The 12,247-nt window shown below is 73.6% G+C and carries 13 protein-coding genes; 3 read left to right on the top strand and 10 right to left on the bottom strand.

The features are described from left to right. Positions 1 to 32: 32 nt before the first annotated feature. Together LUTJ29_RS0107510 and LUTJ29_RS0107505 are read left to right on the top strand one after the other, a co-directional pair. The gene (locus LUTJ29_RS0107510; RefSeq protein ID WP_027071988.1) at positions 33 to 416 is read left to right on the top strand and encodes a VOC family protein; all 384 of its coding nucleotides are present in this window, start codon (positions 33 to 35) and stop codon (positions 414 to 416) included. 26 nt (positions 417 to 442) lie between these two features. Continuing rightward, on the top strand, positions 443 to 1,036 hold the full coding sequence (locus tag LUTJ29_RS0107505) for a YceI family protein (protein ID WP_051322817.1): 594 nt from the start codon (positions 443 to 445) through the stop codon (positions 1,034 to 1,036). A gap of 12 nt (positions 1,037 to 1,048) precedes the next feature. Here LUTJ29_RS0107505 and LUTJ29_RS0107500 read toward each other — a convergent pair whose 3' ends face one another. From LUTJ29_RS0107500 to LUTJ29_RS0107480, 4 genes are all read right to left on the bottom strand, one after another. Beyond that, on the bottom strand, positions 1,049 to 2,308 hold the full coding sequence (locus tag LUTJ29_RS0107500; protein WP_027071986.1) for an RNA polymerase sigma factor: 1,260 nt from the start codon (positions 2,306 to 2,308) through the stop codon (positions 1,049 to 1,051). A gap of 577 nt (positions 2,309 to 2,885) precedes the next feature. Beyond that, positions 2,886 to 3,500, bottom strand: coding sequence for a YbhB/YbcL family Raf kinase inhibitor-like protein (locus tag LUTJ29_RS0107490; protein ID WP_027071985.1), 615 nt, complete (start codon positions 3,498 to 3,500; stop codon positions 2,886 to 2,888). A 56-nt stretch (positions 3,501 to 3,556) separates the two neighbouring features. Continuing rightward, positions 3,557 to 4,555, bottom strand: coding sequence for an alpha/beta fold hydrolase (locus tag LUTJ29_RS0107485; protein ID WP_027071984.1), 999 nt, complete (start codon positions 4,553 to 4,555; stop codon positions 3,557 to 3,559). Then, entirely contained in the window at positions 4,552 to 5,298 is a 747-nt protein-coding gene (locus tag LUTJ29_RS0107480; protein ID WP_043740942.1) for a lysophospholipid acyltransferase family protein, read from the bottom strand. Before LUTJ29_RS0107480 ends, LUTJ29_RS0107485 begins: the two co-directional genes overlap by 4 nt. Before the next feature lie 145 nt (positions 5,299 to 5,443). Between LUTJ29_RS0107480 and LUTJ29_RS0107475 the strand changes: the two genes are divergently transcribed. Further along, positions 5,444 to 7,624: a tetratricopeptide repeat protein gene (locus LUTJ29_RS0107475; protein ID WP_027071982.1), complete on the top strand. Its 2,181-nt coding sequence runs from the start codon at positions 5,444 to 5,446 to the stop codon at positions 7,622 to 7,624. Positions 7,625 to 7,630: 6 nt separating this feature from the next. On the opposite strand, the gene LUTJ29_RS0107470 is transcribed toward LUTJ29_RS0107475, so the two are convergent. The 6 genes from LUTJ29_RS0107470 to LUTJ29_RS0107445 all read right to left on the bottom strand — a co-directional run bounded on the left by LUTJ29_RS0107470 (position 7,631) and on the right by LUTJ29_RS0107445 (position 12,233). Continuing rightward, entirely contained in the window at positions 7,631 to 8,047 is a 417-nt protein-coding gene (locus LUTJ29_RS0107470) for a hotdog fold thioesterase (protein ID WP_027071981.1), read from the bottom strand. Between the two features lie 17 nt (positions 8,048 to 8,064). Continuing rightward, positions 8,065 to 8,682, bottom strand: a complete 618-nt coding sequence (locus LUTJ29_RS16630; RefSeq protein WP_051322816.1) for a YkvA family protein — start codon at positions 8,680 to 8,682, stop codon at positions 8,065 to 8,067. 111 nt (positions 8,683 to 8,793) lie between these two features. Continuing rightward, positions 8,794 to 8,970, bottom strand: coding sequence for a hypothetical protein (locus LUTJ29_RS18625; protein ID WP_156911551.1), 177 nt, complete (start codon positions 8,968 to 8,970; stop codon positions 8,794 to 8,796). Positions 8,971 to 9,211: 241 nt separating this feature from the next. Beyond that, positions 9,212 to 11,155: a phospholipase D family protein gene (locus LUTJ29_RS0107455; RefSeq protein WP_027071980.1), complete on the bottom strand. Its 1,944-nt coding sequence runs from the start codon at positions 11,153 to 11,155 to the stop codon at positions 9,212 to 9,214. Further along, positions 11,152 to 11,757 (bottom strand): YceI family protein, encoded by a 606-nt coding sequence (locus LUTJ29_RS0107450; RefSeq protein WP_043740940.1) that lies wholly within the window; start codon positions 11,755 to 11,757, stop codon positions 11,152 to 11,154. The genes LUTJ29_RS0107455 and LUTJ29_RS0107450 overlap by 4 nt, the downstream gene beginning before the upstream one ends. Beyond that, on the bottom strand, positions 11,757 to 12,233 hold the full coding sequence (locus LUTJ29_RS0107445; protein WP_027071978.1) for a histidine phosphatase family protein: 477 nt from the start codon (positions 12,231 to 12,233) through the stop codon (positions 11,757 to 11,759). Before LUTJ29_RS0107445 ends, LUTJ29_RS0107450 begins: the two co-directional genes overlap by 1 nt. Positions 12,234 to 12,247 lie beyond the last annotated feature (14 nt).

The raw sequence follows: 12,247 nt of genomic DNA, 5'->3' as shown, positions 1-12,247 counted from the left end.
GACAGGCCGGTCCGTCCGGCGAAGGAGCCCCGATGTCCGCGGTCAACAGCGTCAACTGGTTCGAGCTCTACGTGCGCGACATGGACCGCGCGCGCGCCTTCTACGAAGCCGTGTTCGGGGTGACGCTGCAGCCGCTCAAGCCGCCCGGCGACGACGGCCTGGAGATGTGGGAGTTCCCGGGCGGGCAGGACCGCTACGGCGCCAACGGCGCACTGTGCCGGATGCCCGGCGTCGAGCCCGGCCCCGGCGGCACGATGGTGTACTTCGCCACGGAACACTGCGGCGATGCCGCCGAGCGCGCGGTCGCCGCGGGCGGGCGGATCATGCGGCCGCGCATGTCGATCGGCCCGTTCGGGTTCATCGCGCTGGTGTTCGACACCGAGGGCAACCTGATCGGCCTGCACTCGATGCAGTAGCCGCGCTCGCGACGAAGGAGGATCCCATGCGCATCGCTGTCCCTCCGCTCGCTGCCCTGCTGCTCGCCGCGCTGCCGCCGGCCGCGTCGCCGGCGGCCGCGGCGGAGGTCCGCTACGAACTCGACCCCGCCCACACCTTTCCCAGCTTCGAGGCCGACCACCTGGGCGGGCTGTCGGTGTGGCGCGGCAGGTTCAACCGCAGCCGCGGCACGGTCACGCTCGACCGCGAGGCCGGGAGCGGCCGCCTGGAAGTGGTGGTCGAGACCGGCAGCGTCGACTTCGGCCTCGACGCGCTGGACGAGCACGCCCGCGGCCCGGACATGCTCGACGCCGGGCGCTTCCCCGAGGCGCGCTACAGCGGACGGCTCACGGACTTCGTCGACGGCCGGCCCACCCGCGCCGAGGGCGAGCTCACCCTGCGCGGCGTGACGCAACCGCTCGTGCTGGAGATCCGCAGCTTCAAGTGCATGCCGCACCCGATGCACGGACGCGAGCTGTGCGGGGCCGACGCCCTCGCGCGCTTCCAGCGCGACGCGTTCGGCATCGACGCCGGCAAGGACTACGGCTTCGACATGACCGTGGTGCTGCGCATCCAGGCCGAGGCGGTGGCCGCGGAGTAGCCGCCGCCCGGCTCAGCCCGCGGCGGCTTCGGCGCGCGCGAGCAGCAGTCCGCGCTCGCGCGCGTTGCGGGTCATCCCGGCCGCGCGCACGAACTCGGCGCGTGCCTCGGCGCCGCGACCGAGCCGCTGCAGCAGGTCGCCGCGCACCGCCGGCAGCAGGTGGTAGCCGCGCAGCGCCGGTTCGCCGGCGAGCGCGTCGACGATCGCCAGGCCGTCGGCCGGTCCGCGGTGCATGGACACCGCGACCGCGCGGTTGAGCGCCACCACCGGCGACGGCGCCACCGCCTGCAGCGCGTCGTAGAGGGCGACGATCCGCGCCCAGTCGGTGTCCTCGGCACGGGCGGCGCGCGCATGGCAGGCGGCGATGGCGGCCTGCAGCGCATAGGGCCCGGGCGCGGGCGCCAGCCGCAGCGCGCGCGCCAGCGCCTCCAGCCCGCGTTCGATCGCGGCGTGGTCCCAGCGCGAGCGGTCCTGGTCGGGCAACAGCACGGGCGCGCCGTCGGGACCGGTGCGCGCGGCGGTGCGCGAAGCCTGCAGCTCCATCAGCGCCAGCAGGCCGAAGGCCTCGGCCTCCTTCGGCGCCAGCTCCACCAGCAGCCGGCCCAGGCGCAACGCCTCGGCGCACAGCGCCGGCCGCATCCAGTCCTCGCCCGCGGTCGCCGAGTAGCCCTCGTTGAACACCAGGTAGACCACGCCCAGCACCGCCGACAGTCGATCGGGCAACTCGTCGCGGCGCGGCACTTCGAACGGCACGTCGGCCTCGCCCAGGGTGCGCTTGGCGCGCACGATGCGCTGCGCGACCGTGGCTTCGGGCACCAGGAACGCGCGCGCGATCTCGTCCGTGGTCAGGCCGCACAGCAGGCGCAGGGTCAGCGCCACCTGCGCGTCGCGCGAGAGCAGCGGGTGGCAGGCGACGAAGATCAGCCGCAGCAGGTCGTCGCCGATGTCGTCGTCGAGCGCGGCCTCGCGCGCGGCGTGCAGCTCGTCGTGGACGCCGTCGAGCTCCTGCGCGATCTGCGCGTGCTTGCGCGCGAGCATGGCATCGCGGCGGAGGTGGTCCAGCGCACGGTTCTTCGCGGCGGCCATGAGCCATGCGCCCGGGTTGTCAGGGACGCCGCCTTCCGGCCAGCGCTCGAGCGCGGTGACGAGCGTGTCCTGCGCCAGCTCCTCGGCCAGGTCGAGGTTGCGCACCAGGCGCATCAGCGCCGCGATGATCCGCGGCGACTCTTCGCGCCAGACGGCGTCGATGCGGCGGTGCAGGTCGACGGGCATGGGCCTGCATCAGACCACCGCGCGGCTGTGGCGCGCAAGCGGCCATGGTCAGTCCCGCTGCCGGCGCGCAGGCGTGGCCGCGCGCTGCCGCGGGGCCGCGTGCGCCTTGCCGCCATCGGCCGCCCGCGTCGTCCCGGGCGGCGCGGACGCGGGCCTGGGGCCGGCCGCGCGCCGCACCAGCAGGGCGAGCGCGCTCATCGTGCGCGCTCCGCGCGGCGGCGCGTTCCGGGGCCAATGGAACGCGGCCGGTCGGAACCAATGCCCGGCGCGCGCGGGAAGGTGCGCGGCGCGGGCAGGGTCCGGACCGGGAAGTCGACTGTCCGTGGGGGCATGGTGGCTCCTGCGGGGGAAGACGTGGACGGGAGCGCGACAGCGGCGCGCGCCCGTCGTGTCGACGACGAGTGGTGGTGGCGGGGATCGACATCCGGCGCGCCGTCGCCTCAGGCGCGACGACGCGATCTGCGGCGCGAGCCTGCCGGCGGCGGGCCGGCGCGTATTGCACGCAAGCGCAACCGCCGGCCGTCGGCGCCGGACGTGGAGAGCCTCGGGGATGCGGGTGCGCGGACCGCGCCGGCGCTCAGCCGGCCGCCTTCGGATTGAGCGTGTAGGTCCCGTACACCGCGGCTTCGGCCAGCACATGGCCCTGGATCGCGCGCAGCACGTCGCCGGCGCCGAATCGCTGCGGCAGCCCGAGCGTCTCCACGTCGAGCGCGAACACCCGGAAGAAGTAGCGGTGCACGCGCAGGTCGTTGGGCGGCGGGTACGGGCCGTCGTAGCCGAAGTAGTCGCCCCCGAGCCCGGGGTCGCCGGCGAACCAGCCGGTGTAGTCGTTCAAGCCCTGCCGCGCACTCGCCGGCCCCGGCGGCTGCCGCTTGCCGCCCTTGGTGACGCCGTCGCTGCAGCTGCCCGCCGCGATCTCGCGCACGCCGGCCGGGATGTCGGCCATCGCCCAGTGTACGAAGTCGCCGCGCGGATGGGCGACCGGGATCTCGACGCCTTCCCTGCCCGCGAGCGAGGGATCGGTGGGAGCGTCGGTGTCGATGCAGAGCAGGGCGAACGAGCGCGTGCCGCCCGGCGCGCCATCCCAGGCCAGGTGCGGGTTGCGATTGCCGCCGAAGCCGTCCGGCGCGCCCATGGCGAACTCGACGGGGATCGGGCCCCGCGGCTGGAAGCTGTCGCTGCGGATCTCCATGTCCTGGCTCCCTGTGGTTCGGTGCCGCCACAGGATAGCCGAGCGCCGCCGCCGGCTCAGCCTCCCGCGAGCCGCTCGGCGACCCAGCGTTCGGCGTAGCCTGCCGCGCCGGTGCCGTCGAGGAAGGCGCAGTGGCCGCCCCAGGGCAGGATCTCCAGCCGCGCGTGCTCCGGCAGCGCCACCTGGTGGAACGCGTCGAGCGGGATCACCGGATCGTCGGCCGCCATCAGGATGTGCGCCGGCACCGGCAGCGCGGCGAGCCGGTCGCCGGCGACGCTGTAGCCGTCGAAGTAGCGGTCGAGCGAGCCCAGCGACGTGTGGTTGCGCACCAGCCAGTCGGTGAGCTCGCGCATGCGCAGCCGCAGGACCTTGCGGTCGAAGCCGACCCGGTCGGGGAACAGCGCGCGCTTGCGCGCCAGCGAGCTGCGCCACTTGCGTTCGAAGTAGTGCATGTAGAACCACGGCCCCTGCTCCATGCGCTGCATGGTGCCGGCCGGATCGAGGACCGGGCACACCGCGGCCACCCGCGCCAGCGGCAGCCCGGCCTGGCGCGCGCGCAGCGCCACCCGCAGGGCGAAGTTGCCGCCCAGCGAGTAGCCCGCCGCCACCATCGGCCGCGCGCCGAAGCGGTCGGCCACGTCGCGGGCGGCGTGCACCACTTCGTCGATGCGGCAGGAGTGGAAGATGTCGGGGTTGAGGTGGTGGGTCCCGCCGTGGTCGCGGAAGTTGAGCCGGAACACCTCGAAGCCGCGTTCGAGCAGCTGGGCGGCGGCCAGCTGCATGTAGCTCGATTCGGCGCTGCCCTCCCAGCCGTGCATCAGCAGCGCCAGCCCGCGCGGCTCGACCCCCGGGACCGCGCTGTGCAGTCCGTGCAGGCGCACGCCGTCGCCGCCGTCGAGCAGGTGTTCGCGGGTGACCGCGCCGGTCCGGGCCAGTACCGCGGCCGCCGCGCGCCGGCGCCAGGGGCTGCTGCCGAGCACGGTCTGCACGTGCGGGTTGCGCAGCCAGGGCGGCGGCGCGTACTGGGCCTGCGGCCGGCCGGCGCCCGCGCTCATCGCGTCATCGCCGCCACGATCCGCTCGCGCGCGGCCTCCGCGATGCGGCGCCGGCCGTCGGCGTCGCCGGGCAGGATCGGTTCCAGGAACACCACCTCGACCGGGCGCGCGGGCTCGCCGAGCAGGCGCAGGAAGTTGCCGAAGAAGCTCTCGCCGGGCTGGAACGCGACCACGGTCTGCGCGTTGCCGCCCTCGCCGTAGCGCAGCGCCACCGGCTGCACCGGCACGCCCGCCTCGACCGCGGCGAGGAAGATGCGGGCGTGGAACGGCCCGACCTCGCGGCCGTCGCGGGTGCGCCCTTCCGGGAAGACTCCGACCGCGCGCCCGTCGCGCAGCCGCGCCAGCATCTCGTGCAGGACCCCGCCCAGCGATTCCTGGCTGCCGCGCTGGTGGTAGATGGTCTCGGCGCGCGAGGCCAGCCAGCCGACCACCGGCCAGCCGGCGATCTCGCGCTTGGCGACGAAGCCCATCATCCGCTGGCTGTGCAGGGCGACGATGTCGACCCAGCTCACGTGGTTGGCCACGAACATCACCGCGCCCGCCATGGGCTGGCCGATGCGCCGCACCCGCATCCCGAACACGCGCAGCAGGCCGCCCGACCACCACCGCACCGTGCGGTGGTAGAGCGAACCTTCGGCCGTCGCGATCCGGCCCAGCGGCGGCGCCATCAGCAGCAGCGCGACCGGCAGGTCGACGAAGACGTGCCAGGCCAGCATCGGCAGTCGGACCAGGTAACGAAGCAGGCGCACGGAAGCTCGGGGGAGGTGCAGGAGGACCCGCGCACGATACCGGGCCGGCCCGCGGCCGCCAACGCATGGCGTGCGTGGCGCGGAGAATGGTGCTTCAATCCCGTCCGGAGGGCACCGGAACGCGGTCGGGGAGCGTCGCATGAAGGGGCTGCTGCGCGAGATGCGCCGCCGCAACGTGTGGCGGGCCATGCTGCTGTACCTCGGCGCCACCTGGGCCCTGGCCCAGGGGATCTCGGAACTCGCGCCCGCGATCGGCCTGCCCGACTGGGCACCCCGCGCCTTCCTCATCGCGGCGGCACTCGGCTTCCCGTTCTGGGTCGCCTTCGCCTGGCTCTACGAGTTCACGCCCGAAGGCTTCAAGCGCGAGCGCGACGTGCCGGAAGGCGAGTCCATCGCCCGGCAGACCGGGCGCAAGCTCGACTACTGGATCATCGCCGTGCTCGCCCTCGCGGTCGTGCTGCTGCTCACCGACCGGCTCATGCCCGGCCACGACGCGGCGGTGGAAGCCGGGCCGGACGACCCCCGTTCGATCGCGGTGCTGCCGCTCTCCAATGCAGGAGGCGACGACGACGGCTACTTCGCCGACGGCCTGACCGAAGAGATGATCTCGCGGCTGTCGCGCATCGACGGCCTGCGCGTGATCGCCCGCACCTCCGCGTTCGAGTTCAAGGACAGCAGGCTGCCGCGGCGGGAGATCGCCGAACGCCTGGGCGTGGCGCACCTGCTGGAGGGGACGGTGCGCCGCCACGGCGACCAGCTGCGGATCGTGGTCGACCTCGTGCGCCCGGACGACGGCACCAGCCTCTGGTCGGAGAGCTACAACCGCCGGCTGCAGGACGTGTTCGCGGTGCAGGCCGACATCGCCCAGGCGGTGGCGCGCGCGCTCGAACTGCAGCTGGGCACGCGCGACCGGGTGGACCACGAGCGCCCCCCGAACGGGAACATGGCCGCCTACGAGGCGCTGCTGCGCGGGCGCGCCAAGTACCAGGCCCTGATCATCGACGACTTCCCGGAGGCCGCCCGGCTGTACCGGGAGGCGATCCGGCTGGAGCCGGACTACGCCATGGCCTACGCCGAGCTGGCCGGCGTGCTGGCCAACCTGGCCCGCTTCCGCAGCGGCGCCGAACGCCAGTCGACCGTGGACGAGCTGCGCGACGTGGCGCACCGGGTGATGGCGCTGGCGCCCGACTTCCACGGCAGCCACCTCGCGCAGGGGTTCGTGCATGCCGCCCTGGGCGAACACGAGCGGGCGCTGGCCGCGTACCGCCGGGCGCTGGACCTGGCGCCCAACGATCCCCGCACCCTCCACAACGTCGCGATGAAGCTGGGCGAGCTGGGCCGGGAGGAAGAGGCGATCCCGCTGTCGCGGCGCGCAGTCGAGCTGGATCCGCTCAACGTCAACCTCAGGGTCACCCTCGCCGACCTCTACCAGTGGAACGGCCAGCGCGACATGGCCGGGGAGACGTTGCGCGAGGCGCTCGGGATCGCCCCGGACCACCCCAACGCGCTGGTCGGACTCGGATGGCTGTACTACACCACCGGGCAGTACGACCTGGCCGAGTCCCACATCCGGCGCGCGCTCGAGGTGGATCCGGGGCGCGAAGCCTGGAAGACCTTCCTGGCCCATGCGGTGGTCGGCGCGCGGGGCCTGGAGGCCGGCTGGCGGGTGCTCGAGGAGGCGCTGGCCGCCCAACCCGGGCATCCCGCGATCCTGGCCACCATGGCCGAGCAGCAGCTGGCCCACGGAAACACCGCGGCGGCGCTCGAATACGCCCGCCGCGGCCTCGACGCCGATCCCAACCAGTCGACCGCGGCGATCATGCTGGCGAGTGCCCTGTCCATGCTCGGCCACCTGGACGAGGCCGAGCAGGTGGCGCGGAACTTCCTCGCCCGGCGCCCCGCGGCCATGGGCCTGCATGCCGCCCTGGCCGAGGTGGCGGCGCTGCGGGGAGACGCCGATGCCGCCCTTGCCGCCGCCGAAGCCGAGCCCGAGGCGGATTCCCGGCGCTATGCGCTGGCCCTGGCCGCCGCCACCGCCGGCGAGCGCGCGGCCACCGACCGCGCGCTCGCGACGATGCGGGAGGAATGCAACGGCTACGACCTGTGTCTGGCGAACATCGCTGCCGTCCACGCCTGCCTCGGCGACACGGCGCGTCTGCACGCGACGCTGGAGGAGGCCGAGACGACCCGGTCCTACCGGCCGTTCCTTGGGTTTCCCTGCCTCGACCGCTACTACGACGACCCGCGCTTCATCGCGCACCTGGCGAAGTACGGGATGACCCCGCCGGCGCGGCTGTCGCCGCCGCGCCGCGCGCACTGAGGCGAGTCAGGGATCCGCGACCACCGCCAGGGTCAGGCGCGAGATGCAGACGAGGCGGGCGGCCTCGTCCTCGATCCGGATCTCCCAGACCTGGGTGCTGCGCCCGACGTGCAGCGGGCGCGCGGTGCCGGTCACCGTGCCGCTGCGCACGCCGCGCAGGTGGTTGGCGTTGATCTCGATGCCCACCACCCGGCGATCCTCGGGCACGCACATGCCGCCGGCGGTGCTGCCCAGGGTCTCGGCCAGCAGGACCGAGGCCCCGCCGTGCAGCAGGCCGTGCGGCTGGTGGGTGCGCGCGTCCACGGGCATGGTGCCGCGCAGGTAGTCCGGCCCGATCTCGGTGAACACGATGCCGAGCGGCTCCATCGCGGTGCCGCGCGCCATCGCGTTGAGCAGATCGACCGTGACCTCGGGCCGGAACATCGGCCGCGCCCGCGGGGTCAGCGGAAGCGGAACAGGCTCGGGCGCCAGGCGCGGGTGTAGCCGGGACGGCCGTAGCCGCTGCTGTCGCCGTAGCCGATGCCGAAGCCGCCGCCCTCGCGCTGGCGCCGGCTGTGCATGCGCTCGACCAGCTCGTCGCGGCGGGCGTCCAGCCACTCGGTGCGGCCGACCGCGGAGGGCTCCACGCCGCGCTTGCGCGCCTCGCGCTCGCGGTACTCACAGAACTCGTCGTAGGCCTCGAGCTCGTGGCGCAGCTCGCGCACGCACAGTTCCACCATGATCGCGTCGTCGAGGAAGCCCAGCACCTCGACGTGGTCCGGGATCACGTCCTTCGGGTCGGCGAAGTACACCAGCGCGGACAGGACGTGCCGACGATCCTCGTCGTCGAGGTGCCAGCCTTCGTCGCGGACCATCGCGATCATGTCGTCCAGGCGCTCGAGGCGCTCGCGGATGAAGTCCGGCAGGCGCACCTTCTGCGCATTTTCGAGCAGGGCGGCCGCGGCCGAGACGATCTCATCCGGGCTGCGGTCGCCCGCTGCCTTGTGGGCGGCCTCCAGCGCGCTCTTGAAATGCGCCAGGTCCTGGTCGTTGAGTTCGATCGTCAGCGAAAGCGACATGGGGAGCACCGGAGATGGAAAAGGACGTGCAGCCTAGGGCCGGTGCGCCGAGTGCGTCAATGCGCGGGCGCGGCCGGCGCCGCGGGGACGGCCACCGGCCGCGACGTGGTTTCAGGTGACGCGGAAGCGCGGCGCACCGGCGGGCGCATAGCGACGGCCGCTGGCATAGCCGCTGCTGTTGCCGTAGCCGACGCCGAAGTCGCGCTCGCGGCGCTCGCGCACGGGCAGGGGGCGCAGGGTGCGCGGAAGGCTGGACTGGCGGACGGGGGTGTGGGAGCTGGCGTACATGGCGTTGCCTCGTGGGGTCTGTGTCTTGGTGTGTTGGTAGACTAATACACCACATCGGTCCCGGCATGGGCCGGAAGTCACGACTCCGTCCGGAGCCGGGGTGTTCGGCCGGAACCTGTTGATCTGGATGGGGAAAGTGCCCGGATCGTCGCAGCCGCCAGGCATGACCGATGGCAGGGGCTCCGGTCGGCGACGGGCCCGGCAGGCATCCGGCGGCGCCGGGGGACGGGCGGCCGCGGCGCTAGAGGATGGGCGCCAGGCCGGCCCCGAAGGCGGTGAAGATCCGGGTCAGCAGGGTGCGGAAACCGATGTTGACCTCGGGGAAGTCGCCAACCGGCTCGTGGCAGGCGCGGAATCCGGGGTCGAACGGCGGCAGCGGCGCGGGGCATTCCGGGCCCGGCCGGAACTCGTAGCTGGTGGCGTAGCGCATCGGCCACAGGTCGAACACCGGCAGGTGCTCGGACACCTTGGCCAGCGAGTACTCGAGACCGGAAAGTACACGCGGCTTGTCGCGGCGCGCGATCACCCATGCGTTGGCCGGCGCGGTGTCGCGGCGGATGCTCGCGGCGAGCGCGCGCGCGAACGCCTCGTCCTCGATCACCACCGCGCTCTCGGTGTTGTAGGTGTCGCCGCGCGGGTCGAAGTTGTGGGTACCGACCACGCCCACGCGGTTGTCGACCACCATCGACTTGGCGTGCAGGCCGAAGCGCACGCCGGCGCGCTTGAGCGGCACGCGCTGGTGCACGCCCACGCCGGCGTAGCGCAGCGCGGCGTACTCGCGGCTGAGCGGGGGCTCGCGGCGCGCGCCGTCGTCGTCGCGCCGCGGCACCGCGGCGGCGGGCTTGCGCGGCGGACCGATCTCGACGCTGCCGTCCTCGTTCCAGGAGATCGCGACCGCGCCGGTGGCGTCCAGGTCGATCGGCGCGTCCTCCGGGAACGGCTTGAACTCGTGGATCTCGAAGCCGAAGTCGCGCAGGTAGCGGCGCTTGTACTTGTAGGACAGCGCGTAGGTGATGAAGGAGTCGGTCGCGGCGAGGCTGTTGGTCGAGACCACCACCCGCGGCCGCGGCTCGCGCTGGCGCAGGCGGCGGAACATGTCCTGGGCCTGGTCCGACAGCACCAGGTAGGGGGTCTGCAGCAGCACCTCCTCGCGCGCCGACTCGATCAGCCCCATCAGCCGCGGCGAGGCGTGCACCGCGCTGGCGGCGACCTCGGGGTCGCGGCGGTGCTTCTGCGGCTGGTCGGCGATGAACAGCACCTCGCCCACCGGGATCGCCTCGTCCGCCAGGCGCTCGCGCACCAGGTCCGGATCGTCGGCGGCGCGCGACACCGCCTCCACCCGGCCGGGGTCGGCGTACGGCCATTCCGGCAGCGGGGGCGCGCCGTTGCGCAGCAGGTAGCGGCCGACGTCGGTGAGCCGCTCCACCGGCACGCTCAGGCGCGCGTTCCAGAACGCCTCGAAGTTGGCCGCCATCTCCGCGACCACCGGGCCGCTCACCAGCACGTCGCGGTCGCGGAAGTTGTACTCGGGGTTCCAGTCGTAATAGTCGTCCTGGTAGTTGCGGCCGCCGGTCACGGCGACCAGGCCGTCGACCACCAGCAGCTTGCTGTGCATGCGCTGGTTGAGCCGGCGCCAGCAGCAGGCCGCGGCCCAGGCGTACATCGGATAGGTGATCCGGGCGCGGTCGAGCACCGGGTTGTAGATGCGCAGCTCGAAATTGACGTGCGACGACGCCAGCGCGGCCAGGGTCTCGACCTGGCGCAACGCCGAGAGCTGGTCCACCAGCACCCGCACCCGCACGCCGCGGCGCACCGCGGCCATGAGCTCGTCGAGCACGAGGTGGCCGGCGTCGTCCTCGTCGAAGATGTAGGTCTGCAGGTCGATGCTGTGGCGCGCGCCGCGGATCAGGTCCAGGCGCGAGACCAGTGCGTCCTGGCCGTAGTCCAGCAGCAGCGCGTAGTGGCGCGGCTGGCCGGGCGCGCTCTCGGCCAGCGCGCGCTCGCCCAGCTCCCGCAGCGGCGAGGCCCGGTCGCAGGCGGCGACGGCGTCGCAGGCGCTGACCCGTTCCGAGCGCGCCTGGTGCGCGATGGCCGCGGCGCGATCGCGTTCGAGGGCCGACAGGCTGGTGCAACCGCCGCAGGCCAGGACCAGCAGCGCCAGCAGGGCACGCACCGCTGCGGTCATGGCGCCCCGGAAGGACGGGTGCGCAGGTGCAGGGCGAACACCACCCGGTCGGCGAGGGCGAAGGCCCAGCGGTCCATCGCGTAGTCGCTGCGGTAGACCACGCCGGTGGCCACCACGTCGCATTCGATGGTCGGGCGTTCGCAGGCGGACGGTTCGACGCTGAACACCTCGCGCCGGCGCACGCCGCGGATGGTCAGCTGGCCACCGAGCAGGCCGCCCTCGCGCAGCAGCGCGTCGTCGTAGGGATCGGACACGAACTCCACCCAGGGATGGTGCTCGGCGTCGAAGAACCCCTTGCCGCGGGTGATCCTGGAGTACTGGGGATGCTCGAGGATCTCGACCTCGCTGGTCGGCAGCTGCAGTCGCACCCGGCGCCGCTGCGGCGTCACCTGTTCGATCACCCCGCGCCACTGCGGGAAACGGCCCTCGAGCTCCTGGCCCCAGCGGGTCCTGAGGGTGAAGCCGATCCGCGAGCGCGCGGTGTCGATCTCGGTCGTCGCCGGCGGCTCGGGCGTGCCCGCCACGGCCGGCGCCAGCGAGCCCATGCACAGCAGCACCAGCCACCACGACCGGCGCGGCTGCCATGTCGCCAGCCCGGCCATCACGGCCACCAGAACGCGGTGAGGGTGGCGACGCCCGGCTCGAGCGCGGCGTCGTCGGGCAGCGACAGCACCGCCACCGCGCCCGGCGGCATGCCGCGGTAGTCGCCCGACTGCCCGCTGTGCAGCAGCGCGACCAGCCGCTCCAGTCCCGGGTTGTGGCCGACCAGGAGCACGCGCCCGGCGTCGCGGTGGGCGTCGAGCAGCCCGGCCAGGGTGCCGGGCATGGCTTCGTAGATGGACGGCTCGAGCTGCTTGTCGAGGCAGCCGACCACCTCCATCACCGCGTCGAGGGTCTCGCGGGTGCGGCGCGCCGGCGAGCACAGCACCCGGTCGGGGACCAGGGACTTCTCCTGCAGCCAGCGCGCCACCGCCGCGGCCTCGGCCAGGCCTTCGGCCGAGAGCGGACGATCCAGGTCGGCCTGCCCCGGCCGGGGCGGTTCGGCATGGGCGTGCCGCAGCAGGATCAGTTCGCGCATCGGTGCTTCCGTCC

Source organism: Luteimonas sp. J29, from assembly GCF_000472505.1.
In the GTDB taxonomy this organism is placed as follows: domain Bacteria; phylum Pseudomonadota; class Gammaproteobacteria; order Xanthomonadales; family Xanthomonadaceae; genus Luteimonas.
The sequence above is the reverse complement of the archived record's forward strand: the minus strand, read 5'-3'. Positions and strand labels throughout refer to the sequence as shown.

Bases quoted from the DNA above. Each gene is read 5' to 3' on its own strand.
- LUTJ29_RS0107510 (WP_027071988.1), top strand. From the start codon at position 33: ATGTCCGCGGTCAACAGCGTCAACTGGTTCGAGCTCTACGTGCGCGAC.
- LUTJ29_RS0107505 (WP_051322817.1), top strand. From the start codon at position 443: ATGCGCATCGCTGTCCCTCCGCTCGCTGCCCTGCTGCTCGCCGCGCTG.
- LUTJ29_RS0107500 (WP_027071986.1), bottom strand. From the start codon at position 2,308: ATGCCCGTCGACCTGCACCGCCGCATCGACGCCGTCTGGCGCGAAGAG.
- LUTJ29_RS0107490 (WP_027071985.1), bottom strand. From the start codon at position 3,500: ATGGAGATCCGCAGCGACAGCTTCCAGCCGCGGGGCCCGATCCCCGTC.
- LUTJ29_RS0107485 (WP_027071984.1), bottom strand. From the start codon at position 4,555: ATGAGCGCGGGCGCCGGCCGGCCGCAGGCCCAGTACGCGCCGCCGCCC.
- LUTJ29_RS0107475 (WP_027071982.1), top strand. From the start codon at position 5,444: ATGAAGGGGCTGCTGCGCGAGATGCGCCGCCGCAACGTGTGGCGGGCC.
- LUTJ29_RS0107470 (WP_027071981.1), bottom strand. From the start codon at position 8,047: ATGTTCCGGCCCGAGGTCACGGTCGATCTGCTCAACGCGATGGCGCGC.
- LUTJ29_RS16630 (WP_051322816.1), bottom strand. From the start codon at position 8,682: ATGTCGCTTTCGCTGACGATCGAACTCAACGACCAGGACCTGGCGCAT.
- LUTJ29_RS18625 (WP_156911551.1), bottom strand. From the start codon at position 8,970: ATGTACGCCAGCTCCCACACCCCCGTCCGCCAGTCCAGCCTTCCGCGC.
- LUTJ29_RS0107455 (WP_027071980.1), bottom strand. From the start codon at position 11,155: ATGACCGCAGCGGTGCGTGCCCTGCTGGCGCTGCTGGTCCTGGCCTGC.
- LUTJ29_RS0107450 (WP_043740940.1), bottom strand. From the start codon at position 11,757: ATGGCCGGGCTGGCGACATGGCAGCCGCGCCGGTCGTGGTGGCTGGTG.
- LUTJ29_RS0107445 (WP_027071978.1), bottom strand. From the start codon at position 12,233: ATGCGCGAACTGATCCTGCTGCGGCACGCCCATGCCGAACCGCCCCGG.